Source organism: Streptomyces sp. NPDC025784 (genome assembly GCF_055558435.1).
Window position 1 is genome coordinate 274475 of record NZ_JBVHMN010000002.1, and the last position, 25219, is coordinate 299693.

The 25219-nt window shown below is 70.8% G+C and carries 23 protein-coding genes and 1 riboswitch; of the genes, 3 read left to right on the top strand and 20 right to left on the bottom strand.

Annotation, left to right across the window (positions count from 1 at the left end; translation table 11 throughout):
• Positions 1–135: 135 nt before the first annotated feature.
• Positions 136–555, top strand: a complete 420-nt coding sequence (locus ACZ4IF_RS07295; RefSeq protein ID WP_467560389.1) for a hypothetical protein — start codon at positions 136–138, stop codon at positions 553–555.
• Between the two features lie 121 nt (positions 556–676).
• On the opposite strand, the gene ACZ4IF_RS07300 is transcribed toward ACZ4IF_RS07295, so the two are convergent.
• Entirely contained in the window at positions 677–2230 is a 1554-nt protein-coding gene (locus tag ACZ4IF_RS07300; protein WP_467560391.1) for an APC family permease, read from the bottom strand.
• A 282-nt stretch (positions 2231–2512) separates the two neighbouring features.
• On the opposite strand from ACZ4IF_RS07300, the gene ACZ4IF_RS07305 reads away from it, so the two are divergent.
• The gene (locus tag ACZ4IF_RS07305; RefSeq protein WP_467560393.1) at positions 2513–3133 is read left to right on the top strand and encodes a TetR/AcrR family transcriptional regulator; all 621 of its coding nucleotides are present in this window, start codon (positions 2513–2515) and stop codon (positions 3131–3133) included.
• A gap of 105 nt (positions 3134–3238) precedes the next feature.
• Here ACZ4IF_RS07305 and ACZ4IF_RS07310 read toward each other — a convergent pair whose 3' ends face one another.
• The 4 genes from ACZ4IF_RS07310 to ACZ4IF_RS07325 form a co-directional block, all read right to left on the bottom strand.
• Positions 3239–3502 carry an SIMPL domain-containing protein gene (locus ACZ4IF_RS07310; protein WP_467561096.1) on the bottom strand — a complete coding sequence of 88 codons (264 nt, stop codon included), beginning with the start codon at positions 3500–3502 and terminating at the stop codon, positions 3239–3241.
• Between the two features lie 173 nt (positions 3503–3675).
• Positions 3676–4461 carry an SGNH/GDSL hydrolase family protein gene (locus ACZ4IF_RS07315; RefSeq protein WP_467561097.1) on the bottom strand — a complete coding sequence of 262 codons (786 nt, stop codon included), beginning with the start codon at positions 4459–4461 and terminating at the stop codon, positions 3676–3678.
• A 356-nt stretch (positions 4462–4817) separates the two neighbouring features.
• Complete coding sequence (locus ACZ4IF_RS07320) at positions 4818–5702, bottom strand: peptidoglycan DD-metalloendopeptidase family protein (RefSeq protein WP_467560395.1); 885 nt, start codon at positions 5700–5702, stop codon at positions 4818–4820.
• 4 nt (positions 5703–5706) lie between these two features.
• Positions 5707–5880: riboswitch (cyclic di-AMP (ydaO/yuaA leader) on the bottom strand.
• A 285-nt stretch (positions 5881–6165) separates the two neighbouring features.
• Positions 6166–8250 carry an alpha-galactosidase gene (locus ACZ4IF_RS07325; protein ID WP_467560397.1) on the bottom strand — a complete coding sequence of 695 codons (2085 nt, stop codon included), beginning with the start codon at positions 8248–8250 and terminating at the stop codon, positions 6166–6168.
• Between the two features lie 189 nt (positions 8251–8439).
• On the opposite strand from ACZ4IF_RS07325, the gene ACZ4IF_RS07330 reads away from it, so the two are divergent.
• On the top strand, positions 8440–9237 hold the full coding sequence (locus ACZ4IF_RS07330) for a tyrosine-protein phosphatase (RefSeq protein ID WP_467560399.1): 798 nt from the start codon (positions 8440–8442) through the stop codon (positions 9235–9237).
• A 34-nt stretch (positions 9238–9271) separates the two neighbouring features.
• Here ACZ4IF_RS07330 and ACZ4IF_RS07335 read toward each other — a convergent pair whose 3' ends face one another.
• The 15 genes from ACZ4IF_RS07335 to ACZ4IF_RS07405 form a co-directional block, all read right to left on the bottom strand.
• On the bottom strand, positions 9272–9388 hold the full coding sequence (locus ACZ4IF_RS07335) for a DUF6126 family protein (RefSeq protein ID WP_467561099.1): 117 nt from the start codon (positions 9386–9388) through the stop codon (positions 9272–9274).
• A gap of 32 nt (positions 9389–9420) precedes the next feature.
• Complete coding sequence (locus ACZ4IF_RS07340) at positions 9421–10077, bottom strand: helix-turn-helix domain-containing protein (RefSeq protein WP_467560401.1); 657 nt, start codon at positions 10075–10077, stop codon at positions 9421–9423.
• A gap of 180 nt (positions 10078–10257) precedes the next feature.
• Positions 10258–11658: an aspartate aminotransferase family protein gene (locus ACZ4IF_RS07345; protein WP_467560403.1), complete on the bottom strand. Its 1401-nt coding sequence runs from the start codon at positions 11656–11658 to the stop codon at positions 10258–10260.
• Positions 11655–13553, bottom strand: a complete 1899-nt coding sequence (gene dxs / locus ACZ4IF_RS07350; RefSeq protein WP_467560405.1) for a 1-deoxy-D-xylulose-5-phosphate synthase — start codon at positions 13551–13553, stop codon at positions 11655–11657. The genes ACZ4IF_RS07345 and dxs overlap by 4 nt, the downstream gene beginning before the upstream one ends.
• A gap of 28 nt (positions 13554–13581) precedes the next feature.
• Positions 13582–14739, bottom strand: coding sequence for a flavodoxin-dependent (E)-4-hydroxy-3-methylbut-2-enyl-diphosphate synthase (gene ispG, locus ACZ4IF_RS07355; RefSeq protein WP_095937884.1), 1158 nt, complete (start codon positions 14737–14739; stop codon positions 13582–13584).
• 4 nt (positions 14740–14743) lie between these two features.
• The gene (hpnH, locus tag ACZ4IF_RS07360; protein WP_028798885.1) at positions 14744–15766 is read right to left on the bottom strand and encodes an adenosyl-hopene transferase HpnH; all 1023 of its coding nucleotides are present in this window, start codon (positions 15764–15766) and stop codon (positions 14744–14746) included.
• A gap of 5 nt (positions 15767–15771) precedes the next feature.
• Entirely contained in the window at positions 15772–16416 is a 645-nt protein-coding gene (locus ACZ4IF_RS07365; RefSeq protein ID WP_345655830.1) for a phosphorylase family protein, read from the bottom strand.
• Positions 16416–18419 carry a squalene--hopene cyclase gene (gene shc / locus ACZ4IF_RS07370; RefSeq protein WP_467560409.1) on the bottom strand — a complete coding sequence of 668 codons (2004 nt, stop codon included), beginning with the start codon at positions 18417–18419 and terminating at the stop codon, positions 16416–16418. Before shc ends, ACZ4IF_RS07365 begins: the two co-directional genes overlap by 1 nt.
• A gap of 148 nt (positions 18420–18567) precedes the next feature.
• Positions 18568–19698, bottom strand: coding sequence for a polyprenyl synthetase family protein (locus tag ACZ4IF_RS07375; RefSeq protein WP_467560411.1), 1131 nt, complete (start codon positions 19696–19698; stop codon positions 18568–18570).
• Complete coding sequence (hpnE, locus tag ACZ4IF_RS07380) at positions 19695–21113, bottom strand: hydroxysqualene dehydroxylase HpnE (RefSeq protein WP_467560413.1); 1419 nt, start codon at positions 21111–21113, stop codon at positions 19695–19697. Before hpnE ends, ACZ4IF_RS07375 begins: the two co-directional genes overlap by 4 nt.
• Complete coding sequence (locus tag ACZ4IF_RS07385; protein WP_257005046.1) at positions 21110–21250, bottom strand: DUF6380 family protein; 141 nt, start codon at positions 21248–21250, stop codon at positions 21110–21112. Before ACZ4IF_RS07385 ends, hpnE begins: the two co-directional genes overlap by 4 nt.
• On the bottom strand, positions 21250–22200 hold the full coding sequence (hpnD, locus tag ACZ4IF_RS07390) for a presqualene diphosphate synthase HpnD (RefSeq protein WP_467560415.1): 951 nt from the start codon (positions 22198–22200) through the stop codon (positions 21250–21252). Before hpnD ends, ACZ4IF_RS07385 begins: the two co-directional genes overlap by 1 nt.
• Positions 22197–23099, bottom strand: coding sequence for a squalene synthase HpnC (hpnC, locus tag ACZ4IF_RS07395; RefSeq protein WP_467560417.1), 903 nt, complete (start codon positions 23097–23099; stop codon positions 22197–22199). The genes hpnD and hpnC overlap by 4 nt, the downstream gene beginning before the upstream one ends.
• A 357-nt stretch (positions 23100–23456) precedes the next feature.
• Positions 23457–24230, bottom strand: a complete 774-nt coding sequence (locus ACZ4IF_RS07400; protein WP_095937877.1) for an ABC transporter ATP-binding protein — start codon at positions 24228–24230, stop codon at positions 23457–23459.
• Positions 24223–25152 carry an ABC transporter permease gene (locus ACZ4IF_RS07405; protein ID WP_467560419.1) on the bottom strand — a complete coding sequence of 310 codons (930 nt, stop codon included), beginning with the start codon at positions 25150–25152 and terminating at the stop codon, positions 24223–24225. The genes ACZ4IF_RS07400 and ACZ4IF_RS07405 overlap by 8 nt, the downstream gene beginning before the upstream one ends.
• Positions 25153–25219: the final 67 nt, after the last annotated feature.

Below are 25219 nucleotides of genomic sequence, written 5' to 3' on the forward strand. Positions count from 1 at the left end.
GCGACGCCCGGCACGGCACCCCAACGGCCATTCCCTGCCGGGAATTGAGGCGCGGGCGGGCCGCGAGCAGAGTCGTGACATCGCGAGAACCCGCCGGCCGCCGCGGCCGGTGCACCGACCCGCACGAGGAGCATCATGCCCGCCTTCGACGCGCAGGACCTGATCGAGCGTTACATCGGCGTCTGGAACGAGCCCGACCCCGAGATCCGCCGCAAGACCGTCCACGACCTCTGGGCGGAGGACGGCCTGCACGTCCTGCGCCCTCCGCAGGAGATGCACGACCGGGCGGTGGCCCTGGGCTTCGGCACCGCCGTCCTGGAGGCCCGCGGCCACGAGGAACTGCACGCGCGCGTGACCCGCGCGTACGAGGAGTTCGTGGCCCCGGGGACGTACCTCTTCAGGATCCAGGAGCCCGCCCGCGTGCTCCGGGACGTCGTCACGTTCCGCTGGGAATCCTTCGACCGGGGCGAGGACCGGGTGACGGGCGGCGGACTGGAGTTCCTCGTCCTCGGCGAGGACGGCCGCATCCAGGCCGACTACCAGTTCGTCGACTGATCACGCGGAGCCGCCGGAACCGGCCGGACCGGGTTCGGGCCGACGGGTGCGGTCGGTTCCGGCGGCGCGCGACGCGCACCGGCCGGTTCCGCTCCGGCCGGCCGGTTCCGGCGGCCCCCCCCTAGCCCTTCTCCCGCCGGGTCCGCGCACCCGCCGCGTAGCAGGCGACCCCGATGCCCACGAACAGCACGAGCGGCACCACCTGGCTGAGCGTGTACTGCAGCCGCTGCCCCGCGAAGGACTCGGGGAGCGAGTCCGCGGCGCTGCCCGCCGTGCCGAACCAGCCGACACCGAAGCCGGGCCAGACGAGCACCACCACGGTGAAGGCCACGAACACGGTGGCCAGCGCGCTGACCAGCCGGGCGCCGAGCAGCCCGCCCGGCACCGAGTACGGCCGGGGAACCGAGGGGTACTTGCGGCGCAGCACGGCGAGGCTCGGGAAGGTGATCACGTACGAGATGAACGTCGTGCAGATGGTGAGGCCGAGGCCCGCCGCGAAGTACTTCTCGCCGTCGCCGCCCGTGAGGTTGAGGGCGACCACGAAGAGAACCGAGGCGAGGACGGCGGAGAGCATGTTCACCCGGACCGGCGTCCCGTGTTTCTCCGAGATGTGTCCGAGCCAGGCCGGTCCCGCGCCGTCCGCGCAGGCCACCGCCTGCGCCCGGTGGGCGCCCATGGCCCAGGTGACGCCGGAGGTGAGCAGACCGACGACGAGTCCTGCCGCCGCGATGCCGCCGAAGACGGCACCGGCTCCGGTCAGCGTGACGGTGCCGTCCGCGGCGATCGAGCCTCCGTAGACGGTGAACACGGCCTTGCAGGCGTCGATGAACCCGCCGAGGCTGCCGATCCGTTCGCCCGGCAGGACGAAGAGGATGCCGAGGATGGGACCGCCGTAGAGCAGCAGCGCGGCCAGCCCGGAGCGCAGGATGGACAGCGGTATGTCGCGTCGCGGGTTCCTCATCTCCTCCGCCGCCGAGCTGGGCAGTTCGAAGCCGACGTAGTTGAAGATCAGGACGGGCACGAGGGCGACGAATCCGGTGTACGTGGGGGTGAAGTCACCGGCGGGCAGGGCGTGGACGCCGTGCCGGACCGCGTACACCGCGACGGAGACGAGGAAGAAGCCGAGCAGGACGATGCGGGCCACGGCTCCGGCGATCGGCACCCACTTGCCGATCCGCACCGACTGGACGACCGCGAGGGCGCCGCCCCAGATGAACAGCATCCCGGCCGCGTACTTCCAGAGCCCGGGCAGCGGGGTGAAGAACTCCTCCCAGGTCGTCAGCGCGATGATGCACAGACTGCCGCCGACCCATACGGGGTTGGAGATCCAGTACAGGAGCTGGTTGACGCCGGCGGCCAGCCGTCCGAAGGCGAGGCGCGTCCAGACGTAGGGGCCGCCCTGCACCGGGAAGGCGGAGCCGAGTTCGGCGACGAGCAGGCCGTACGGGAGGAAGAAGGCCGGCGCGAGGATCGCCATCCAGGTCAGGCCCTCGGGCCCCTGGGCGGCGACCGAGCCGATCGTGTCGAGGCCGACGAGGGTGCAGATGAGGAAGAACAGCACGTCGAGTCGGCGCAGGTCCTTGCGCAGTCGGGAACGCTGTTCGCCCCAGCCCTCGGAGAGGTCGGGCGGGTCGGGTTCGGGCCGGGGCGTCGGGGTGCTCGGTGCTTGGGTCACGATGGACTCCTGCGGCGCTACGGGGACGTACGGACGGGGCACACATCGCCTTGACACACGCCTACTGACTGAATGAACAGTCAGTAGTTGCCGTACTGTGGTCCCCGTCGCGCGACGGTGTCAAGGGGTCCGACATCAGCGGGCCGGGCGGGCCACGTGCCGCGGGCCGGGCGCCGGGGCGGGGGGACGCCCGGCCGAGGATGTCGCGTTCGCACTCCCGAAGGGGCCCCGCAATGGCGCCCTGCGCCCGCATCACCGGGGGCGAGGGACTAGGGTTGCGGCGTGGCGAGAGTGCGTTTGAGCGTGGCGGAGCGGCGCGAGGAGTTGCTGCGGGCCGCCGTCGAGCAGATCGAGGCGCGGGGTGTGGCGGCGGTGCGGATCGCCGATGTGGCCTCGGTGCTCGGGGTGAGCAACGCGCTGGTGCTGTACCACTTCTCGACGAAGGAGAAGCTGGTCGCCGCCGCGTTCACCTACGCGGCCGAGGACGACCTCGCCCATCTGCGCAAACTGCTCGGCCGGCGCACGACCGCGCTGCGCCGGCTGCGAACCGCGGTGCGCTGGTACGCGCCGACCGGGCAGGCCAAGGGCTGGCGGCTGTGGATCGAGGGCTGGGCCGCCGCGCTGCGCGAGCCCGCGCTGCGGGAGGTCACGCGTGATCTCGACAAGCAGTGGAAGGCCGCGCTCACCGAGGTGATCGCGGAAGGCGTGGCCGCGGGCGAGTTCCACTGCCCGGACCCCACCGGCGCGGCCCTGCGGCTCACCGCGCTGCTGGACGGTCTTGCCGTCCAGATGACGGCGTACGCGGGCGCGGTGTCACGGGCGCGCACCCACGAGTGGGTGGACGAGGCCCTTGCACGCGAACTGGGCCTGGAGCGGGCCGCGTTGGTGGCGGCGGTGCGCTGAGCCCCGCCCGCGAGCGGTCGACGGTGCACGCCCCGCCTCGGCGTACGACTGCCCCTTGAACGCGCCGGCGGCGGTGTCGCAGCCGCAGCCGTCCTCGGCGTCGGCTCAGCCGAGTTCGTACACCGCCGTGACCGTGATCGTGTCCCGGATCTCTCCGGGCGCGACCGGCACCGCCCCGCCCTGGTCGAAGGCCGCCGCCGCGATCGGTACCGGACGGGACTCGCCGCCGCCGTCCTCGGTGAGGGACACCAGTCGGCCGAGCCGGTGGCCGCCCAGGCGCGCGTACTGCAGTGCCTTCTCGTGCGCGGCCTCACGGGCGGCGGTGTGCAGCGGGGCGGGGTCGGCCACCTCGAAGACGACGGACTGGATGCGGCCCGCGTCCCGGCGGGCATCGAGGTCTCCTTCGGGCCCCGCCCCTCGGGACCCGGGGGCGGTTCGCGGTCATCCCGGCACCGCGTGCCGCGCTCCGCCCCACGCCACTCCCGCGCTGTCACCTCACTGGTCGAGCCACCGTCGGCGGACTCCGCCGGCGTCGGTGCGGCTCAGGCGACCGCCTCTATGCGCATCTTGATGTCGTCCGGGGAGAGGGAGCCCTTGGCGGCCACATGGTCACCCGACGACTCGCCGCGCAGCCGGCGCCCGATCCACGGGACCAGGTACTCGCGCGCCCAGTGGATGTCGTCGCGCCGCACTTCGAGCGTGCCGCGGGGCGGCAGCGGCGGCCAGGGCTGGTCCGGGTCGGCCGGCACGTCGAGACCGAGGACCTGACCGGCGCGGAGCGCCACCCGGGTGTGCCCCTCGGGCGAGAGGTGCAGCCGGTCGCCGTCCCAGGCACGGCGGTCCTGAACCGTCTTCAGGGACCAGAGGTCGAGCACGGGGCAGCCGTAGCGGTCCGCGATGGCCCGCACGTGTCCGTTGTACGTGGCGATCTTGCCGCGCAGGTGCTTGAGCACGGGCACGCCACGGGTGTCGAAGCCGGTGGTCACCATGACGGTGCCGACGGCGGAGGTGAGGTCGGCGATCGCGCGCTCGAAGCGCTCCGCGACCTCGTCGGGGTCGGTGCCGGGCCGGATGATGTCGTTGCCGCCCGCACAGAAGGAGACCAGGTCCGGGGCGAGTTCCTTGGCGCGCCCGAGCTGGTCCGCGACGATCTGGTCGAGCAGTTTCCCGCGCACGGCGAGATTGGTGTAGTTGAAGTCGCCCTCGGCGCGCCGGTCCGCGAGGAGCACCGCGAAACGGTCGGCCCAGCCCACGAAGGCCCCGTCCGGACCGGGGTCGCCGACGCCCTCGGTGAAGCTGTCCCCCACCGCCACGTACGACCCGATCACTGATCTGTTGTCACTCTTCGAATCGTCTGCCACGTCGGGCCATGATTCACCTTTCGATGTGAGCTACGCGACCGTAAGGAAGGGTTGACGGATGGTGAGATAAGACACTCGTCAAGTATTGGTCAATCCGGAATAGGGCCCTGATCAGGAGCGTTGACCGAGTCCGCACGTGGAGGACCGCAATCCGGCACCGGTGGCGCCGTATTGACGTGCCGACGCACCGAAGGCCGGACCCCGGGGATCGGGGGTCCGGCCTTCGGAGGCGGTCCTGCCTCGTGGACGTCGGGTCCCGCCGTCAGGAGCGGGACCCGGCGTCCGTGGCAGGAAGCGGCGGGCGCCGGGGACTGCGGGAGGTGTCAGCCGACGGCGACACCGTGCGAGCGCAGGTAGGCGACCGGGTCCACGTCGGAGCCGTAGTTCGGCGTGGTGCGGATCTCGAAGTGCAGGTGCGGTCCGGTGACGTTGCCCGTCGCGCCGGAGAGGCCGACCTGCTGGCCGGGGGTCACGGCCTGGCCCGCGGACACGGACAGGGCCGACATGTGGGCGTACTGGGAGTACTTGCCGTCGGCGTGCTGGATGACGACCTGATTGCCGTAGGCGCCGCCCCAGCCGGCGGAGACGACGGTTCCGGCGGCGATGGACTTGATGGTGGTGCCGGTCGGGACCACGAAGTCGACGCCGGTGTGGTAGCCGCTGGACCACATGCTGCCCGCCACCTTGTAGGAGGTGCCGACTCTGCCGCCCGCGACCGGCAGCGTGTAGCCGGAGGAGCTCTTCGCGGCGGCCTGGGGCGCCGGGGCGCCGGCGGTCTTCGCGGCCGGGGCGCCCTCGGTCTTCGCGGCCGGGGCGGACGACTGGGTGGCCCCGGCGGACACGGCCTTCGCGCCGATCGCCAGCTTCAGACCCGGGTGGATCAGCGCCGGGTCGCCGCCGATGGCCGAGCGGTTGTCGGAGTACAGCTTCTTCCAGCCACCGCGGACGCTCTGCTCGGCGGCGATCTTCGCGAGATAGTCGCCGGCCTCGACGCGGTAGGTCTTGGTACCGGCGACCTTCTTCGCCGCGACGGGAGCGGCGGTCACGACCTTTTCCGCCTTCTGCGCGGCGGCGGCGGGGGTCGCGGCATGGGCGCCCGTGGCGCCCAGCAGGGGCAGCGCGAGTGCGGCGCCACCGGTTCCGGCAACGGCGATCGAGCGGGCGAAGCGGGGGGACTTGGGACGGCGGTGCTTACCCTTCGCGGGCATGACGAGTTCCTCTCCGGCGCCTGCGAGGTGAGCTGTCGGGTGCGGGCTGGAGATGCCCGGCCACGCGTGTGCGTGGCTGTACCCCTAGCCGTTCCGGAGACCGGAACAGGCATGGAACCTTGGGTCCCCCGCTCCTGCCGCGTGCGGGTCTGTGTGCGGATTCCGGCCGGCGGCAGGATTGGGCGTCCGTCCGGAGTGAGGGCGAACGTAAGCGAGACGAGAGCGCGGCCACAAGCAGGTGATTTTTTCGCGCGCCCACCTTTCTTGATCCATGTCGGAAATGCCCGTCACACTCCGTGAAGAGATGATCTTTTGCCCGGCCCAACAAGCCCGTGGACACGGGCGCGTTGCGAAAAGCCGGCTGCGACGCATCGTCACGAATATGACGCTGCTCACGCGACCCAGCGCACGGCTCCCCAATCCAGGGCCAGTTGGAACGAAGGTCCTGATTTCGACAGAACGGTCATATGCGACACAGTCGGATGACTACGGCATCGAGGTCTCCCCGCAGGCCCGTCCGCAGTCCGTGGTGCAGCAGCACGGCACCTCGATGGATTTCGCCCGTTTCACGGCATTCGTACCCTTGTGTCGCGTCGAGTCCGCGCAGTCGGAGCGGAGCGGCCGGCTCGCCGTACCGCTGGGCCTGGAGCCAGGCGAGCACCACCGTCTCGTCGCCGTGGACGTACTGCACGGCGCTCAGGCCGCCCTCCGGAGGGCGGAGACGGTAGAGGTCCCCGCGCTGCACGACGGGGCGGATCTCCTTGTAGAGGCCGATCCATTCCCGCGCCTCGGCGAGCTCCTCCTCGCTCCACGCGGACAGGTCCCCGCCGATGCCGAGCACCCCCGCCATCGCGCTCACGAACCGCGGACGCAGGGTGCTCACCCGGCCGTTGAGCTGGGTGTTCGGGCTGTCGGTGACCCAGGCGGCCATGATCCGTGCGGGATGGATCTGACTGATGCCGTACTGGATGGCGAGCCGGTCGAGCGGGTCGGTGTTGTCCGACGTCCACACCTGGTCCGTACGGGCCATGATGCCGAGGTCGATCCTGCCGCCACCGCCGGAGCAGGACTCGAAGGAGACACCGGGGTGCGCGGCCCGCAGCCGGTCGAGGAGGGCGTACAGGGCCCGCACGTGCTCGACCCACAGCTTCTGCGGATAGGGCTCGCCGGGCCAGCCCGCGTCCGTGAAGCAGCGGTTGAAATCCCACTTCACATAGTCGACCGGCGCGCCGGAGAGCAGCCGGTCGAGCTGCTCCCACAAATACTCCTGGACGTCCGGGCGGGCCAGGTTGAGGACGAGCTGATGGCGGTACTCCGTCCTGGTCCGCCCCGATTGGAACTGGACCCAGTCCGGATGCGCGCGGTACAGCTCGCTGTCCGGATTGACCATCTCCGGTTCCACCCAGATCCCGAACTCCATGCCGAGCGCGTGGACATGGTCGGCGAGCGGCTTGAGCCCCGCGGGGAAACGGTCCGGGTTGGGCGTCCAGTCGCCGAGCCCGGCCCGGTCGCCGGTGCGCGCGCCGAACCAGCCGTCGTCGACCACGAACAGCTCGACACCGATCTCCGCGGCCCGCCGCGCCAGCGCCATCTGCTGGTCCTCGGCGATGTCGAAGGTGGTGGCCTCCCAGGAATTGAAGAGCACCGGACGGTCCCGGCCGGCGTCCGGGACGACGTGCTCCCGCTGGTAGGCGTGCCAGGTCCGGCTCGCCCCGCCGAATCCGCCGGCGCTCCAGAGTCCGGCGAAGACCGGGGTGGTGAAGGACTCCCCCGCCTCCAGGCGCAGCAGCCCCGAGTCGTCGTACCCCGCGCCGCCGGTGATCTGCACCCGGGCGTCGGGCAGCTGCGCCACGGCGATCCGCCAGGACCCCGACCAGCCGAGAGCGCATCCGTACACCTCGCCGCTCTCCTCGGTGGCCTCGGTGTCCAGCGCGACCCAGGGCAGGTGCTGGTGCCCGGTGTGGCCGCGCCGACTGCCGATGACCTTCTCCCCGTAGGTGAGGGGGGAGCGCACCAGCCGGGACTCGGCCGCCCACCGGCCGTGCAGCTGGGACAGCCGCCAGCCGTCGCGCTCGGGCAGCGTCCAGGTCGCCGAGTCGGCGCGCAGCAGCTCCACGGGAGGTCCGTCGTTGTCCAGGGCGGCCCAGCGCTCGATCACGTCGCCGCGCATGCGGTAGTGCAGCGTGATGCGGAGCCCGGAGTCCGCGAAGCACAGGGCCAGCTCGTCGTCTCCGTGCCCGTGACCTGTGTCACCGGCCCCCTCGAACCGCCACTCGGTCCCCCGGCGTTCCTCGGTCCGCACGGAGAGGGCGGGGCGCACGAAGCGGGGCCCGCCCTCGACCGGGTACTCCTCACGGCCGTCGAGCAGCGACTCGAAGGGCCGGTACGGCGGTGCGGGCAGCGCGGCCAGCGACTCGGCGTCGGCGAGCGAGATCCGCGGGCCCCAGTGCAGGTGGAGCAGTTCGTCGAGGTCGGTGAGCCGCACCGCGTAGCTGCTCGTCGGCCCCGAGAGCAGCCAGGTGCGACCGTCCGCGCCGGTCTCGATCATCAGTCCCCCACGGATCCGAACGGCCACGGTCAGACACCGACATGTTCCCGGCGGCCGTGCCCCGCGGGCAACGCCTGTGGACAACTCATTGCCTCAGGAACCCATGTCGTATGGTCGAGAGCGCAACCCGTCGACACACGCCACCGGGCAGGACCTGGCGGCGCCGGCGGCCGAATGTGAGGAGTTCACGTGACGCAGCAGGTCCCGTCGACCGAGCCCGAGCTGGCCGGAGTGCGCAACTTCCGGGACGTGGGCGGCCTGCCCACCGTCGACGGCCGGCGGGTGAAACAGGGTCGGCTGTTCCGCAGCGGCCACCTCGCGCACGCGACCGAGAAGGACGCCACCTTCCTCTCCTCACTGGGCCTGCACACGATCTTCGACTTCCGTAACGCCTCGGACCAGAAGCTGGAGGGCCCCGACGTCGACCTCCCGGGCGTGCGGAACGTGAACCTTCCGCTCACCGACCCGGCCGACGGCGCCGAGTTCTGGAAGATGGTCCGTGACGGCGACCTCGACCAGCTGCGCGCGATCCTCTCGGACGGCAAGGCCGCGAACCGGATGGTCGTCTCCTACCGCACGATCATCAAGGAGCGCACGACAGAGCACTCCCAGGTGCTGCACGCGCTGGCCGAGGACAGCGTGCCCGCGCTGATGCACTGCGCGGCGGGCAAGGACCGCGCGGGCCTGTCCATAGCCGTGACGCTCCTCGCCCTCGGTGTCGAGCGCGACGCGATCGTCGCCGACTACCTGGAGTCGAACGCCAAGCACCGCCGCTACAAGGTGCACCGCAGCAGTTCCTCCCCCTCCGCGTACTCCCCGGAGGTCATGGAGCTGCTCAGCCCGCTGTTCGACGCGCGCGCCGAGTACCTCACGGCGGCCTTCGAGACGATCGAGGAGACCTGGGGCGGCGTCGACACCTACCTGGAGCAGGCGCTGCGGGTCACCCCGCAGGTGCGGGACCGCCTGCGCGAGCGCCTGCTGGACTGACGCGGCCCCGGGCCGGCCCTCCGGCCCGGCACGTCTACTGGCTCTGCGCGCCCAGCGTGAAGAGCAGATAGATGAAGGCCGCGAAGAGGTGGCCGACAGCGACGTAGATGATCAGCCGCACCCACAGCGCACGGGGGAACTTCTCCTCCATGGACTTGCGGGGCCTGGGCGGTGTGGGTTCGGTCATGACGGCTCTCCCGGGGTGAGGTGTCCCGCCACCGGGCCGAGGCACAGCGCGGCGGTCGGACTCTGCAGCAAGGTGTGTACGAAGAGGATCTCGGCCCCGCCGGGGTCGGCGGCGGCGATGCGGTGCGGGGTGAGCGAGTCGAAGTGCGCGCTGTCCCCCGGCCCGAGCGTGTGCGCGGTGTCCCCGAGTCGCAGTCTCAGTCGCCCGGTGAGGACGTACAGCCACTCCTCGCCGGGGTGGACGCGCACGATGTCGCCCTGCGAGCCGTGCGGGACGTGCACCCGCAGGGCCTGCATGCCGCGGCCCGGGGCCCCGGCCTGCCAGTACGTCCAGCCGCCGGCCGGTGTCGGCTCCATGTCGGCGGCGCGCACGATCGCGTGCCGCTCGGCGACCGTCTCGCCGAGGAGCTCGGAAACCGTCGTACCGTAGACGCGGGCGAGCGCGAGCAGCATCGGGAGCGAGGGCTGGCGCTGCCCGGTCTCCAGACGGGAGAGATGGGCGGGTGACAGCCCGGCCGCGCGGGACGCGGCCTCCAGCGTCAGGGCGGCACGGCGGCGCAGTTCGCGCAGCTGGGGCGCGACGGCGGGGAGCTCGGCGGCAGTCCCCTCTGCCGCCTGCGGAGCGGAAGGGTCGCTACCCTCGACAGGGTTCATGCCCTCCATTGAGCCGCACCGTTACCTCTGGGGCAAATTTCTTGCCTCTGAGGCAAACACCACCCGGCCCCGCGCACCGGCGGCGGGCTCGTCGTGGGAGCCCGCCGCCGGTACGGAGTGCCCGGCGCGGTTCGGCGAGCACCCTGGTACGGAGCGCCCGGCGTGGTTCTGCCGGCGCCGCTAGCGGTTCGCCACGGCCTGCTTCACCAGCGTCTTGCCGAAGTCCCACATCAGGCCGCCGCCGCTGTGCGCGTCGTCCATCACCGCGGTGAAGGCCTCCACGAAGCGGTCCACGTCCCGCTCGTCGACGATCAGCGGCGGGATCAGTTTGATCACCTCCAGATGATCGCCCGAGACCTGGGTGAGGATGCGGTGCCGCTGCAGCAGCGGCACGACCACCATCTGGGCGAACAGCCCCTTGCGGGCGGCCTGCAGCATGGTCCAGCGGCTGCGCAGCTTCAGCGACCTGGGGCGGCCGAATTCGATGCCGATCATCAGCCCCCGGCCGCGTACGTCACCGAGCAGTTCGTACCGGTCGACGAGCGCGCCGAGCCGGGACTTCAGCTGCTCCCCCGTGGCGCGTGCGTTCGCCACGATCTGCTCGTTCTCCATGACGGACAGGACCGCCAGCCCCGCCGCCATGGCCTGCGCGTTCGCCCCGAAACTCGCCGAGTGGACGAGGACCCGGTCCATGGACGAGTAGACCTTCTTGAAGATCCAGTCCTTGCCGAGGGTGGCGCCCACCGGCACGTATCCGCCGGACAGGGCCTTGGCCACGCACACCAGGTCGGGCTCGACCCCGTCCTCGTGCTGGTAGGCGTAGAAGTCCCCGGTCCGCCCGAGCCCGGTCTGCACCTCGTCCGCGATGAGCAGCGCCTTGTGCTTGTGCAGCAGCTCCTGGGCGGCGCGCAGGTAGCCGGGCGGTGCCTCGTGGACGCCCTTGCCCTGGATGGGCTCGACGATCAGCGCGGCGACGTCGCCCTTCTTCAGCTCCCGGGCCAGCGCGTCGAGGTCGCCGAGCGGGACGGCCGTGTCGGGAAGCAGCGGTGCGAAGCCGTCACGGAAGCCGTCCTCGCCGTTCACCGACAGCGAGCCGGTGGTCAGCCCGTGGAAAGCGTGCGAGCAGTACAGGACCCGCGGCTTCCCGGTGGCGTAGCGGGCGAACTTCAGCGCGGTCTCGACCGCCTCCGTGCCGCTGTTGCCGAAGAACACCCGGTCCAGGTGCGGGCTGTGGGCGAGCAGCCGCTCCGCGAGCAGGCCCGGCAGCGGCTGGCAGTCGAAGCGGGTCAGGTCGGCGAGCGAGGCGTCGAGGACGTCGTGCAGCGCCTTGCGGACCACGGGGTGATGGCGGCCCAGGCCCATCACCCCGAACCCGGCGAGCATGTCCAGGTAGTCGTTGCCGTCCGCGTCCCAGAAGTGCGCCCCCTCGGCGCGCTCGTAGACCTTGTCGAAGCCGATGGTGTGCAGCATCCGGGGGAGCTGGTGGTTCAGATACTTGCCGTGCAACTCGTAGCGCTCGGCTCCGCGTTCGGCGAGGAGCGCGCCGAGGTCGAACTCCCCCTTCGCCGCTGGTTCGGTCATTCCTGTTTCTCCTTGGAGAGCTCTTCCTTGACGGCCAGTCCGGCACTGATCCGCCCGGCGATCTCGACGGGCGTCAGGCCTATGTCGGCCAGCACCTCACCGCGCTTGGCGTGCGCGAGGAACTGCTCCGGGATGCCGAACCGCCGTACCGGGACGTCGACCTCCGCGTCCCCGAGCGCCAGCGCGACCGCCGCGCCGACCCCGGATGCCCGGCTGTTGTCCTCGACGACGGCGACGAGCCGGTGCTCGGCGGCCAGCCCGGGCAGCGACGGGTCGACGGGCTTCACCCAGCGCGGGTCGACGACCGTGCAGCCGATGCCGCGTGCCTCCAGGAGTTCGGCGGCCTGGAGGCAGACCGGCGCCATCACCCCGACGGCCACGAGAAGGACCTGCGGTGTCCCCTCGGCCCGGTGCAGGACGTCCAGCCCGCCCACGTGGCCGACCGCGGGAATCGCGGGGCCGACCGATTCCTTGGGGAAGCGGACGAGCGTCGGCGCGTCGTCGACGGCGACCGCCTCGCGCAGCTGGGCCCGCAGCTGGTCGGCGTCGCGCGGCGCGGCGATCCTGAGACCCGGTACGACCTGGAGGATCGACATGTCCCACATGCCGTTGTGCGAGGCGCCGTCGACCCCGGTGACACCGGCCCGGTCGAGGACGAAGGTGACACCGCAGCGATGCAGCGCGACATCCATGAGGAGCTGGTCGAAGGCGCGGTTGAGGAAGGTGGCGTAGACGGCGACGACGGGATGGAGACCGCCGGTGGCGAGTCCGGCCGCGGACACCGCGGCATGCTGCTCGGCGATCCCGACGTCCCACACCCGGTCGGGGAACCGCTCGGCGAACTTGCCGAGTCCGACGGGGTGCAGCATGGCCGCCGTGATCGCCACGACGTCGGCGCGCTCCTCCCCGATCCGCGCGATCTCGTCGCCGAACACGGAGGTCCAGGACGGTCCGTTGGAGGGGGCGAGCGGCTCGCAGGTGAGCGGGTCCATCACGCCGACCGTGTGGAAGTGGTCCTCCTCGTGTGCGAGCGCCGGCTCGTAGCCGCGGCCCTTCTCGGTGAGGCAGTGGATGAGCACAGGTCCGTGGAAACGTTTCGCGCGGCGCAGTGCGGACTCCACGGCGCCCACGTCGTGCCCGTCGATCGGCCCGACGTACTTCAGGCCGAGGTCCTCGAACATGCCCTGCGGCGCGAACGCGTCCTTGAATCCCTTCTTCGCGCCGTGCAGCGACTCGTAGAGGGTGTTGCCGACGACGGGCGTGCGCTGCAGCACGTCCTTGCCCCAGGCGAGCACCTTCTCGTAGCCGTCCGTCGTGCGCAGTGTCGCGAGGTGGTTCGCGAGGCCGCCGATGGTCGGCGAGTAGGAGCGCTCGTTGTCGTTGACGACGATGATCAGCGGGCGGTCCTTGGCCGCGGCGATGTTGTTGAGGGCCTCCCATGCCATACCGCCGGTGAGCGCGCCGTCTCCGATGACGGCGACGACATGGCCCTTCTCCCCCTGCACCTGACGGGCCTTGGCGAGCCCGTCCGCCCAGCCGAGCGCCGTGGAGGCGTGGCTGTTCTCGATGACGTCGTGCTCGGACTCCTCGCGCGACGGGTAGCCGGACAGGCCGCCCTTGCCGCGCAGCTTGGAGAAGTCCTGACGTCCGGTCAGCAACTTGTGCACATAGCTCTGGTGGCCGGTGTCCCACAGGATGCGGTCACCGGGTGACTCGAAGGCCCGGTGCAGCGCGATGGAGAGCTCCACCACCCCCAGATTGGGCCCAAGGTGACCGCCGGTCCTGGCGACCGCGTGCACCAGGAACTCCCGTATTTCTTCGGCCAGTTCACCGATCTCCGCCTCGGCCAGCGCCTTCAGGTCGCGTGGTCCCCGGATGTTCTCCAGAATCGTCACGCTCGGGCCCCCTCTCGGTCCGTGCTGATCAACTCACGGTGACGGCCGGTTCCCCGGACCCGACGCCGTCGTTCTCCATCTGTTCGGCGATCTTCATCGCCTCCTCGATGAGGGTCTCCACGATCTTCGACTCGGGCACGGTCTTGATGACCTCGCCCTTGACGAAGATCTGCCCCTTGCCGTTGCCGGAGGCGACCCCCAGGTCCGCCTCCCGCGCCTCACCGGGGCCGTTGACGACGCAGCCCATGACCGCGACGCGCAACGGGACCTCCATCCCCTCCAGACCGGCCGTGACCTCGTCGGCCAGCTTGTACACGTCGACCTGGGCCCTGCCGCAGGACGGGCACGAGACGATCTCCAGACGGCGCTGCCGCAGCCCGAGCGACTCCAGGATCTGGATACCGACCTTGACCTCCTCGGCCGGCGGCGCGCTCAGCGACACCCGGATGGTGTCCCCGATGCCTTCGCTCAGCAACGCCCCGAAGGCGACGGCCGACTTGATGGTCCCCTGGAAGGCGGGGCCGGCCTCGGTCACGCCGAGGTGCAGCGGGTAGTCGCACTGCGCCGCCAGCTGCCGGTAGGCGTTGACCATCACCACGGGGTCGTTGTGCTTCACGGAGATCTTGATGTCGCGGAACCCGTGCTCCTCGAAGAGCGACGCCTCCCACAGCGCCGACTCGACCAGCGCCTCGGGGGTCGCCTTGCCATACTTCTGGAGCAGCCGCCTGTCGAGCGAGCCGGCGTTGACGCCGATGCGGATCGGGGTCCCCGCGTCCTTCGCGGCCCGAGCGATCTCCTTCACCTTGTCGTCGAACTGCTTGATGTTGCCGGGGTTCACCCGCACCGCCGCACAGCCGGCGTCGATCGCGGCGAACACGTACTTGGGCTGGAAGTGGATGTCCGCGATCACCGGGATCTGCGACTTGCGGGCGATGGTCGCGAGGGCGTCGGCGTCGTCCTGCGTGGGACAGGCGACGCGGACGATCTGGCAGCCGGACGCGGTGAGTTCCGCGATCTGCTGCAAGGTGGCGCCGACGTCCGACGTACGCGTCGTCGTCATCGACTGCACCGAGACGGGTGCTCCGCCCCCGACCGCCACCGGTCCGACCTGGATGCGCCGTGAGACACGGCGCTCCGCGATCGCCCGGACCGGCACCTCGGGGAGGCCCAGGGACACGGCGGTCACGTCGTCACCCGCGGCTTTCCGTGAAGGTCTCACGGGCGGCACGCAGGGACTCCTTGAGGGAGCCCATGGTGGCGAGCACCGCGGTCGGCTCGTAGCCGCAGTGGGCCATGCAGTTGGCGCACCGCTCGTCCCTGCCGCGGCCGTAGGCGTCCCAGTCGGTCTCTTCCAGGAGCTGCTTGTACGTCTGCACGTACCCGTCGCTCATCAGGTAGCAGGGCTTCTGCCAGCCGAAGAGCGAGTAGCTGGGGATCGCCCAGGCGGTGCAGGGGAAATCGACCTTGCCTTCCAGGAAGTCCAGGAAGAGGGGGCTCTGGTTGAGCCTCCAGCGGCGCCGGTTGCCGCCGGCGAAGGCCTTCTTGAACAGCTCCCGGGTCTGCTGGACGCCGAGGAAGTGCTCCTGGTCGGGCGCCTTCTCGTAGGCGTAGGCGGGCGAGAGCATCATCTCGTCCACCTTCAGGTCGTCGTTGAGGAAGTTGAGGACCTCGATGACGGTCTGCGGGGTGTCCGTGTTGAAGAAGGTGGAGTTGGTGGTGACCCGGAAGCCGCGTCGCTTGGCCTCCTTGATCGCCTCGACCGCCTCGTCGAAGGTGCCCTCCTTGGCCACGGACTCGTCGTGCCGCTCCCGCAGCCCGTCGATGTGCACGGCCCAGGCGAAGTAGGGCGAGGGCTTGAACTTGTCCATCTTCTTGCGCATCAACAGCGCGTTGGTGCAGAGGAAGACGAATTTCTTCTTCGCCACCAACTGCCTTACGATCTCGTCGATCTGAGGGTGCATCAGCGGCTCTCCGCCGGCGATGGACACCATCGGCGCGCCGGACTCCAGTACCGCTCCCACCGCCTGGGCCACGGGCATGCGCTGCTTGAGCACACCCGCGGGATGCTGGATCTTTCCGCAGCCCTCGCACTTCAGGTTGCACGCGAAAAGCGGTTCCAACTCGACGAGCAGGGCGAACTTGTCCCGCTTCCTGAGCTTCTGTTCGAACAAGTACGCAGCGACCTTCATGGACTGCCGAAGTGGCATGGCCATCTGGCTCACCTCCGAGGGAGCAGCAAAGAACGGTGCCATTCAAAAAAAGCGGGAAGAAGGGCACGAAGAACACGGAAAGCTGATATTCCACCGCGCACCGTGCCGATACGGACGAGTTCATGTTCCGGAGCGTCCACGACCACCCGGACGGCCGCAACCGGGCGCACACCCACCCGAACGGCGCTGAGCAGCGTCGACGCCGACTCCATGTCGACCGCGATGGAGCCGGTCGCGAGCAGATCCGACCGCTCGTGACCACGGACGACGTGATCGGAGCCGGTGAGCGGCCCCGTGTGGACGGTGCGCCCCGGCACGGCGCGCACGAGTTCCCTGACGAGCAGGTCGGTGCCCACGCACGGGGTCGTGCCGTGCGGGTCCCGGGTCTCCTCGGCGACGACCAGGTCACCGGGGTGCATACCGGGGGCGAGCCCCGCGCAGAAGCCGGTGGCCAGGACGGCGGCCCCGCGCAGCGCCGGGTCGGCGAGGACGCGGGTGACCGACCGTTCGGCGGCCTTGGGCCCCATGCCCGTGCGCAGCACGGTGACGGGCCCGCCGGCTCCGGTCCGGTCGCCGCTGCGCAGCGCGAGGTGCTCGATGCCGAGCGCGCAGGCGATCAGCAGCGGTGCCGGGCCGGACGTCGTCGCGCTCATCAACCCCCCTTGACCCCGGCGAACGGTTCGCCGTGGACATAGCGGCCGAGCGCGGTGAGGGGGAAGACCTGTCGGTAGAGGTGGTAGTTGATCGAGAAGTCCCACGGGAAGCCGGTGCCGGTGAAGTACGGCTCGTCCCAGGAACCGTCGGACAGCTGGGTCTCCGCGAGCCAGGCGACCCCGCGCTCCACCGTCTTGGATTCGCGCTCCCCCGCGGCCAGCAGGGCGAGCAGGGCCCATCCCGTCTGGGACGCGGTGGACGCGCCGCGACCGCTCCACTCGGCGGCCTCGTGGTAGGAGCGCAGATCCTCGCCCCAGCCGCCGTCGTCGTTCTGGACGGTTTCGAGCCAGGACACGGCCCGGCGGATCGCCGGGTGGGACCCGGGCAGCCCCGCCGCCACGAGCGCCGGGACCACCGACCCGGTGCCGTAGACATAGTTGACGCCCCAGCGCCCGAACCAGGAGCCGTCCGCCTCCTGTTCCGCGAGCAGCCATTCGATGCCCCGGCGGGTGCGCGGATCGTGCGCGAGTCCCTCGACGGCGAGCATCTCCACGACGTGCGCGGTGACGTCCGCGGACGGCGGGTCGATGACCTCTCCGAAGTCGCAGAAGGGCAGCCGGTTGGGGAAGGAGCTGGTGTTGTCGACGTCGAAGGCGCCCCAGGCGCCGTTCTTCGACTGCATGCCGAGGTTCCAGCGGACCCCCCGCCCGATGGCCTTCTCCACGCGGTCCGGGTCGTGGTGCCTGACGCGGCGCAGCGCGAGCACGACCTCCGCGGTGTCGTCGATGTCTGGGTAGTTGTCGTTGTGGAACTCGAACGCCCAGCCCCCCGGCGGCAGTTGGGGACGCTTGACCGCCCAGTCACCGGGTCGGACGATCTCCTCGCCGAGCATCCAGTCGGCGGCCTTGACGAGCTGCGGGTGATCGGCGGGCAGCCCCGCGTCGGCGAGCGCGATGGTCGCCAGGCAGGTGTCCCACACGGGCGACTGACAGGCCTCGATCATCCTGGCACCGTCCTCGCGCCACACGGCGAAACGGTCCAGCGACGCGAGCCCCTCGCGCATCACCGGGTGTTCGAGGTCGTAGCCCAGCAGGTGCAGGGCGATGACCGAGTACACGGCGGGCGGCTGGATGCCTCCCCAGCAGCCGTCGTTCTCCTGCCGCTCGATGATCCAGCGCGCGGCGCTGTTCATCGCCGCGCGGCGCAGCATGCGCGGTGCGACCTTGCGGTACTGGTGCAGGGCCTTGTCCAGGCGCTGGAAGGCGCCGTCCCAACTCGCCACGGGGGCAAGGGGCCTGACGGGGTTGGGGTCGCGGGCGTCGGTGTGCAGCTCGTCGAGCGGGAAGGGCGCGGGCCGCACCGGCCGCTTGGCCGACACGATGGTGAGCGGCACGATCGTCTGCCGTGCCCAGCAGCCGAAGTCGTAGATGTTGAGCGGCATCCACTTCGGGAAGTAGATGAGCTCGGGCGGCAGTTCGGGCAGGTCCTCCCACTTCCACCAGCCGAACAGGGCCAGCCAGATCCGGGTGAAGACGCGGGCCGAGGCGATGCCTCCGCGCTCACGGATCCAGGCGGCGGCCTTCGCCATGTGCGGGGCGTCCGGGGCGTCGCCGGCCAGCCGCAGGGCGACGTACGCCTCGATGGTGGTGGAGAGTTCGCCGGGACCGCCGTAGAAGGTGGCCCAGGTGCCGTCCTCGCGCTGTTCGCCGCGGATGAAGAGGCCGGCCGCGTGGGTGGTGGACTTGTCCAGGATGCCGAGGAACTGCCGCAGCAGCAGGTCCTCGGCGTCCATGGTGACGTTCGTCTCCAGGTCGCCCTTCCACCAGCCCTCGGCGTCCTGGCGTGCGAGCAGGAAGTCGGTGGCGTGCCGCATCGCGCGGGTGGCGGCGTCTCGGGTCTCGACTGTCCCGGCCGCCTCGGGGGTCGTCTCGTGCTGGATTTCGCTGGCCGAGGCAGCGCGGGGCGGCAGGGCCCCGGTGCTTCCGTCGGTCGTCGCTGTCATGGCTTCCCCTTCGTGCAGTGGTATGTCTCTGCTGTGGGTCCGCCGTCGGCCGGTGCGTCGCTCCATGGCGATGCCCCTGCCCGGAAGATCACTGGGCTCGGGGTCGCACCGGCCGGCGACTACGCGAGGTGTATTCGACCGATAATGATCATCTCTTCCGTACGACGACGAAGTCGGCGAGCGCCACGAGCTGGGCCCGGACCTCGTCGGGCATCTGGACCGCGTCCAGCGCCTGGATGGCGATCGTGTGCTGGCGGCGCGCCTCCTGGGCCGTCCACTCGCGGCCGCCCGCCTCCTCGATGAGCGCCGCGCGTGCGGCGAACTCCTCCTCGGAGAAGTTCTCGAAGTCGCTGGCCTTCGCGTCCTCGGCGAGGAGCCGGCCGAGCCGCTCGGAGGCGGGCCCGCCCGCGGCGAGCGCGGCCACCACCGGCAGGGACTTCTTCCGCTGGCGCAGATCGCTCCAGGTCTGCTTCCCGGTGGCCTCCGGGTCGCCCCAGATGCCGAGGAGGTCGTCGACGGCCTGGAAGGCCAGGCCGAGGTGGTAGCCGTACTTCTCCAGCGTGTCGGCGGTGAAGTCGTCTGCGCCGCCGAGGACCGCGCCGATGGAGCAGGCACAGGCGAGCAGGGCGCCCGTCTTGTTGCCCTCCATCTCCAGGCACTCCTCGACGCTGACCCGGTCGCGGTGCTCGTACGAGATGTCCTGGGCCTGACCGTCGATCAGGGCCCTGGTCGCGGTGGTCAGACGGCGGGTGGCACGGCCCGCCTCTACGGTGCCGAGCTCCAGCAGGATCTCGTTGGCCAGGGCGAACAGGGCATCGCCGACGAGGATGGCCTGGGCGGGGCCGTGCACCTTCCAGACGGTGTCCCGGTGGCGGCGCTGCTCGTCGCCGTCCATCAGGTCGTCGTGCAGCAGCGAGAAGTTGTGCACCAGCTCGACCGCGACCGCGCCGGGCACGCCCACCTCGGGGGCGGCACCGGCCGCCCGGGCGGAGAGCACGGCGAGCGCGGGGCGCACGGCCTTGCCGCCGTCGCCGTCCGCGGGGTTGCCCTCGGCGTCGATCCATCCGAAGTGGTAGGCGGCGACGGTGTCCATGGGCGCCGCCAGGCGGTCGACGGCCGCCCGGAGGACCGGTGTGGCCAGGGTCCGGCCGCGCTCCAGGAGCGCGGTCACGTCCACCGCGTCGGCAGCCGTCTCGGCCGGGGGCACAGTGGGCACAGTCTCTCCTCTTGTTGCGGTACCGGAGGTGCGGGGACCTGCCGTGCTCTGGTCGAGCGTCATGCCGCCTCCTCGAAGACTCCGAGGAGGTGATCGCGGGGCCGGCCCAGGGCGCCGAGCGCGGCGCCCGCCGCACTGACGCCGCTGCGGACCGCACCCTCCATGGTCGCGGGCCACCCGGTGGCGGTCCACGCTCCGGCCAGGTACAGGCCGGCTGCCTTGGTGCGGGCGCCGGGCCGAAGGCGGCCGACTCCCGGGGTGGGGGCGAACGTCGCGGTCCGCTCCCGGGTCACGAAGAAGTCCTTCACGCCGGCGCCCCGCGTGGCGGGCAGCAGCCGCTCCAGCTCGGGCAGGTAGCGCTCGCGCAGGTCGGCGACGGGTGTGTCGATCTCCTCCTGGGCGGCCGACTGCGACAGCGCGAGGTACTGGCCCTCGCGCAGCCCCGACGCCTCGGTCCGGTCGAAGACCCACTGCACCGGGGAGCCGAGCGCGGCGAAGAACGGCTTGCCGAGCACCTTCCGGTCGTAGACGACATGGACGTTGAGGATCGGGGCGGTGCCGATCTCCAGGAGCCGCTCCGGGGCGTCGAGCGCTCCCTCGGGCAGCAGATCGTGGGTCTCGCGCTGTGGCACGGCGAGGACGACCGTGTCGGCCTCGATGCGCTCGCCGGGAACCTGAACGTCCCAACGCCCGTTTCCGTTGGGGGAGATGGAGGTGACGCGTGTACGGACTTCGGTACGGACGCCCGCGGAGTCGAGCGCCTTGCGGGCCAGGGTGTCGTGCAGTTCGCCCAGCGGGACGCGTGCCCAGCCGATGTCGGCCGCGCCCGGGTCGGACAGCAGACCCGTCTTGAACACCATCGCGGCGAGCCCGAGCGAGGCGTCCTGGGCCACCGCGTTGAGGGTGGCGACCCCCACGAGGTCCCACAGTGCCTCGACGGCACGACTCGACTGACCGTGCTCGGCGAGCCAGCTGCCGAAGTTCTGCGCGTCGAGCGCCGGATCGGCGAGGTCCAGGCCCTTCAGCGCCAGCGCGGCACGCCCGACCTTGGCGCGCTCGGCAAGTGACAGATGCGGGTAGGTCGCGAGGCTGCGCGCGAGATGCAGGGGCACGGGCAGCGCGGTGCGGCCGAGTCTGCCGAGCCGTCGTCCCGGCTTGCCCTCGGCATCGAGAACGGGCACGTCGAGACGATCCTGCAGGGGTGCGAGCGAGGCGGCGTCGACGCGGTCGAGGAACCAGCGGTAGGCGGTGCAGCAGCGCAGGTACACATGCTGTCCGTTGTCCACGGTCAGATCGCCGCGCTGGAAGGAGAAGGCCAGCCCGCCGAGGCGCGGACGCCCTTCGAGCAGGGTCACCCGGACCCCGGCGTCGGCGAGCGCGAGCGCGGCGGTGATCCCGGCGAGCCCTCCGCCGACCACTACGGCGGCCGCCCCCGCGGGGGGGCCCGGAGTGTCCGCGGACTGCGTGACGTCGCTCATCGTGCCCCCTCCCCTGCGGCCGCGCCGCGATGGTTGAGCGGTGCACGGTCGGCCGTCTCAGTCAGGGACGCCGCTCGGCTCCGGAGGGTTGCGCGCCGCTTTTCGCCGCCGGCGTCACCTTGGCCCAGATTGTCCATCAGACGCGCCTCCTGACGGCGCGCCGGGACACATGGCGGGCGTCGAGGCCGGACAGACCACGTACGGCGACGTACGCTTTCTCGCGTCCGGGGAGCGAGACCCGGCCGCGCAGCACCGCCTCGGGCTCGCGCTCGATCCGGTCGAGGAGCCGGCGGTAGATGCCGGCCATGGCGGCGACGCACGCGCCGCTGCGCCGGTCCAGCATGGGCAGCAGCCGGTATCCCTCGGCGAAAAGGGTGCGGGCCCGACGCACTTCGAAGTGCACGAGGCCCGCGAAGTCGGAACCCTCCGGTGGGTTCGGTCCGTCGAACCCGGCCGAGCAGCCGAACTTGGCGAGGTCGTCGGCGGGCAGATAGGTGCGTCCTCCCGCGGCGTCCTCCCGGACGTCCCGCAGGATGTTGGTGAGCTGCAGCGCGAGCCCGAGCGTGTCGGCATACTCCGGCGCGCGCTCCGCTCCGCGCGCCCCCGGTTCCGTACCGAACACGCCGAGCGAGAGCCGGCCGATCGCCCCGGCCACGCACCGGCAGTAGATCTTGAGGTCGTCCCAGGTCTCGTACGTCTCGCCGCGCACGTCCATCAGCACGCCGTCGATGAGTTCGTCGAGGCCGCCGAGCGGCACCGGGAAGGCCTCGGCGGTGTGGGCGAGCGCCACCGCGACCGGGTCGGTGTCGTCCTCGTCCACGGACCCCGCGCGGACCCGCGCGAGCAGCGCCCGGGTCTCCTCCAGGCGCGCGCTCTTCACGTCGGGCGCGAGCGCGCCGTCGCCGATGTCGTCGACGCGTCGCGAGAACGCGTAGAGCGCCGACATCGCGCGGCGCTTCGGCGTCGGCAGAAGCCTGATGCCGTACGCGAAATTACGGGCCTGCTGACCGGTCACTGCCTCGCAGTAGCTGTACGCGGCGAGTACCGGTGCGGACACGTGTTGTTCCGACTCCACGGTCCGGATCACCCCTCTCCTCGCAGAGTCACTCCCACCTCGCGCAGCAGCTGGAGCTTGCCGGGCTTGGGCGGGCCGGGAAGTACGTCGTATTCGGCGGCGGCGATCGCACGGATCGCCGCCCTTCCCCCCGCAACGAACCCCGCGAGCAGCAGCTTCAGCCTGCCGTGGACGCTACCCACGAGGGGGGTGCCTTCATTCAGGAGGTTCATGGCGCGTTCTGCTTCGTATGCAACCAGTGCGCGCACCGATGCGCCTGCTGTGGGTGCGGCGAGGTCCGCCTCCCGCACGTGGAACCGCTTCATGTCCTCGGCGGGCAGGTAGACACGGTCGCGGCCGAGGTCCTCGGCGACGTCCTGGAGGTGCTCGACGATCTGCAGCGCGGTGCACACCGCGTCGGAGTGGCGCACCCGCTCCGGCGTCGACGTGCCGGTGACGGAGAGGACCAGGCGGCCGACGGGGTTGGCGGACAGCTCGCAGTAGGAGACGAGGTCGTCGTAGGTCTCGTACCGCGCGACGAGCTGGTCCTGGCGGTTGGCCGCGATCAGGCCGAGGAAGGGCTCGGGGGTGAGGGCCGCGCGGCGGACGGTCGGCTGGAGCCGGCGCAGCAGCGGATGACGCGGGGTCGAGTCGAACACACGGTGAAGATCGGCCTCGAAGGCGTCCAGCATGCGCAGCCGGTCCCCGGCGTCCTCGGGCGACACGCCGAGCAGGCGGGCGTCCGCGCCGCCCGGGGCGAGGTCGCCGTCACCGATGTCGTCGACGAGCCGGGCGAAGCCGTACACGGCCATCAGGTCGACACGCCAGGCCTTGGGCAGGAAGAAGGGCGCCACGGGGAAGTTCTCGTCCGCGGCCTTGTCGAGGGTGCCGCGCTCCGGGTCTCCGGTACGCGCCGTCCCGGCTTCGGTCACCGCTCGCCACCCGGCGCGGGGACGGCGCACGCGTCACGGAGCTGGAGAGTTCCCGTAGCCATTGCCGTCACATCTCCCGTTCTACACTGCCGACCCAACACTGCCCATTTCGGACACGCCGCCCGAAGGTCCGCGCGGCGCGCCGGTGCCGGTGTCGCGCATTATCGCCCCACTTGCCGCGAATCAGCACCCGTACAGCTTACGTTGTACAACGCTGCATGGTCCGTCGGGGTGTCCTGCACATCACAACAACACACCGATTGACGTCAAGATTCCTATGCGCAGGCGGAGTTGACGTTTCCTTTGCAGACGCAGGGCCCCGCCGAAGAGTTCCGGCGGGGCCCTGGGCGAAATGGGCTACTTGCCCGTGAACTTCTCGTACTCCTTGAGGACCTCTTCGGTCGGGCCGTCCATGCGCAGCTCACCGCGCTCCAGCCACAGCACGCGGTCGCACGTGTCACGGATCGACTTGTTGTTGTGGCTGACGAGGAAGACCGTGCCGGCCTCCTTGCGCAGCTCACGGATGCGGGCCTCGGAGCGCTTCTGGAACTTGCGGTCACCGGTGGCGAGGGCCTCGTCGATCATGAGGACGTCGTGGTCCTTGGCCGCCGCGATGGAGAAGCGCAGCCGGGCCGCCATGCCGGACGAGTAGGTGCGCATCGGCAGGGTGATGAAGTCACCCTTCTCGTTGATGCCCGAGAAGTCGACGATGTCCTCGTAGCGCGACCTGATCTGCTCGCGCGACATGCCCATCGCGAGCCCGCCCAATATGACGTTGCGCTCGCCCGTGAGGTCGTTCATCAGGGCCGCGTTCACACCGAGCAGCGAGGGCTGGCCGTCGGTGTAGACCTTGCCCTTCTCGGCGGGCAGCAGCCCGGCGATGGCACGTAGCAGGGTGGACTTGCCGGAGCCGTTCGAACCGATCAGACCGATGGCCTCGCCGCGGTAGGCGACGAAGGAGACGCCGCGGACCGCGTGCACCTTGCGGACGCCGCGCTCCTCGCCCCGCTTGAGGATGCGGCTGAGGGCGGCGGTGGCACTGCCCTTGCCGGTCTTGGCGCCGTTGACCCGGTAGACGATGTGCAGCTCGTCCGCGATGACGGTCGGGATGTGGGAGGTCTGCTCAGCCACGGCCGTACCTCTCTTCAGCCTTCCAGAAGTACACGAATCCGCCGACGGCGACGACCACGGCCCAGAAGACGGCGATGGCCCACACGTGCGGGGGCAGGTTCGAGGAGCCGTACCCGTCGATCAGCGCGAAGCGCATCAGGTCCATGTAGACCGCGGCCGGGTTGGCCTGGAGGGCCCGGGCGATCCACTCCGGACGCCCTTCCAGCATCGTGCTGATCGAGAACATGACTCCGGACGCGTACATCCACGTGCGCAGGATGAACGGCATCAGCTGGGCGAGGTCCGGCGTCTTCGCGCCCATCCGCGCGACGACCAGGGCGAGCCCGGTGTTGAAGAGGAACTGGAGGAACAGCACCGGGAGGATCAGCAGCCAGGACAGACCGGGGTAGCTGCCGAAGCCGATCGCCACGACGAACAGCACGATCATCGAGAAGAGCAGCTGCTGGAGCTGCTGGAGCGCGAACGAGATGGGCAGCGAGGCCCGCGGGAAGTGCAGCGCGCGCACCAGTCCGAGATTGCCGGAGATCGCGCGGACGCCGGCCATGATCGAGCTCTGCGTGAAGGTGAAGACGAACACACCGGTCACCAGGAACGGGATGTACACGTCGTGCGACAGTCCGCGGTTGGCCTTCAGGATCAGCCCGAAGATCAGGTAGTACACGGCCGCGTTGAGCAGCGGGGTCGCCACCTGCCACAGCTGGCCGAGCTTGGCCTGGCTGTACTGCGCGGTGAGCTTCGCCTGCGAGAAGGCGAGGATGAAGTGACGCCGTCCCCAGAGCTGGCGGACGTACTCGACGAGCCCGGGCCGGGCACCGCTGACCGCGAGGCCGTACCGGGCGGCCAGCTCGGCCGCGGAGAGCCCGTCATCGGGCGACGGTCGGTCGCTCACCGCGACTCCGCCGTCATGCGTTGTCTCACTCACAAGTGGAAACTTTCGTCTTCAAGATGCGCACGCTGGTCGGGCGTAGGCATGAGCCAGGGACCGGGGT

Bases quoted from the DNA above. Each gene is read 5' to 3' on its own strand.
- hpnH (WP_028798885.1), bottom strand. From the start codon at position 15,766: ATGGCCATGCCACTTCGGCAGTCCATGAAGGTCGCTGCGTACTTGTTC.
- ACZ4IF_RS07375 (WP_467560411.1), bottom strand. From the start codon at position 19,698: ATGACGCTCGACCAGAGCACGGCAGGTCCCCGCACCTCCGGTACCGCA.
- ACZ4IF_RS07385 (WP_257005046.1), bottom strand. From the start codon at position 21,250: ATGGACAATCTGGGCCAAGGTGACGCCGGCGGCGAAAAGCGGCGCGCA.
- ACZ4IF_RS07335 (WP_467561099.1), bottom strand. From the start codon at position 9,388: ATGGAGGAGAAGTTCCCCCGTGCGCTGTGGGTGCGGCTGATCATCTAC.
- ACZ4IF_RS07325 (WP_467560397.1), bottom strand. From the start codon at position 8,250: ATGATCGAGACCGGCGCGGACGGTCGCACCTGGCTGCTCTCGGGGCCG.
- ACZ4IF_RS07295 (WP_467560389.1), top strand. From the start codon at position 136: ATGCCCGCCTTCGACGCGCAGGACCTGATCGAGCGTTACATCGGCGTC.
- shc (WP_467560409.1), bottom strand. From the start codon at position 18,419: ATGACAGCGACGACCGACGGAAGCACCGGGGCCCTGCCGCCCCGCGCT.
- ACZ4IF_RS07365 (WP_345655830.1), bottom strand. From the start codon at position 16,416: ATGAGCGCGACGACGTCCGGCCCGGCACCGCTGCTGATCGCCTGCGCG.
- hpnE (WP_467560413.1), bottom strand. From the start codon at position 21,113: ATGAGCGACGTCACGCAGTCCGCGGACACTCCGGGCCCCCCCGCGGGG.
- ACZ4IF_RS07320 (WP_467560395.1), bottom strand. From the start codon at position 5,702: ATGCCCGCGAAGGGTAAGCACCGCCGTCCCAAGTCCCCCCGCTTCGCC.
- ACZ4IF_RS07345 (WP_467560403.1), bottom strand. From the start codon at position 11,658: ATGACCGAACCAGCGGCGAAGGGGGAGTTCGACCTCGGCGCGCTCCTC.
- ACZ4IF_RS07340 (WP_467560401.1), bottom strand. From the start codon at position 10,077: ATGAACCCTGTCGAGGGTAGCGACCCTTCCGCTCCGCAGGCGGCAGAG.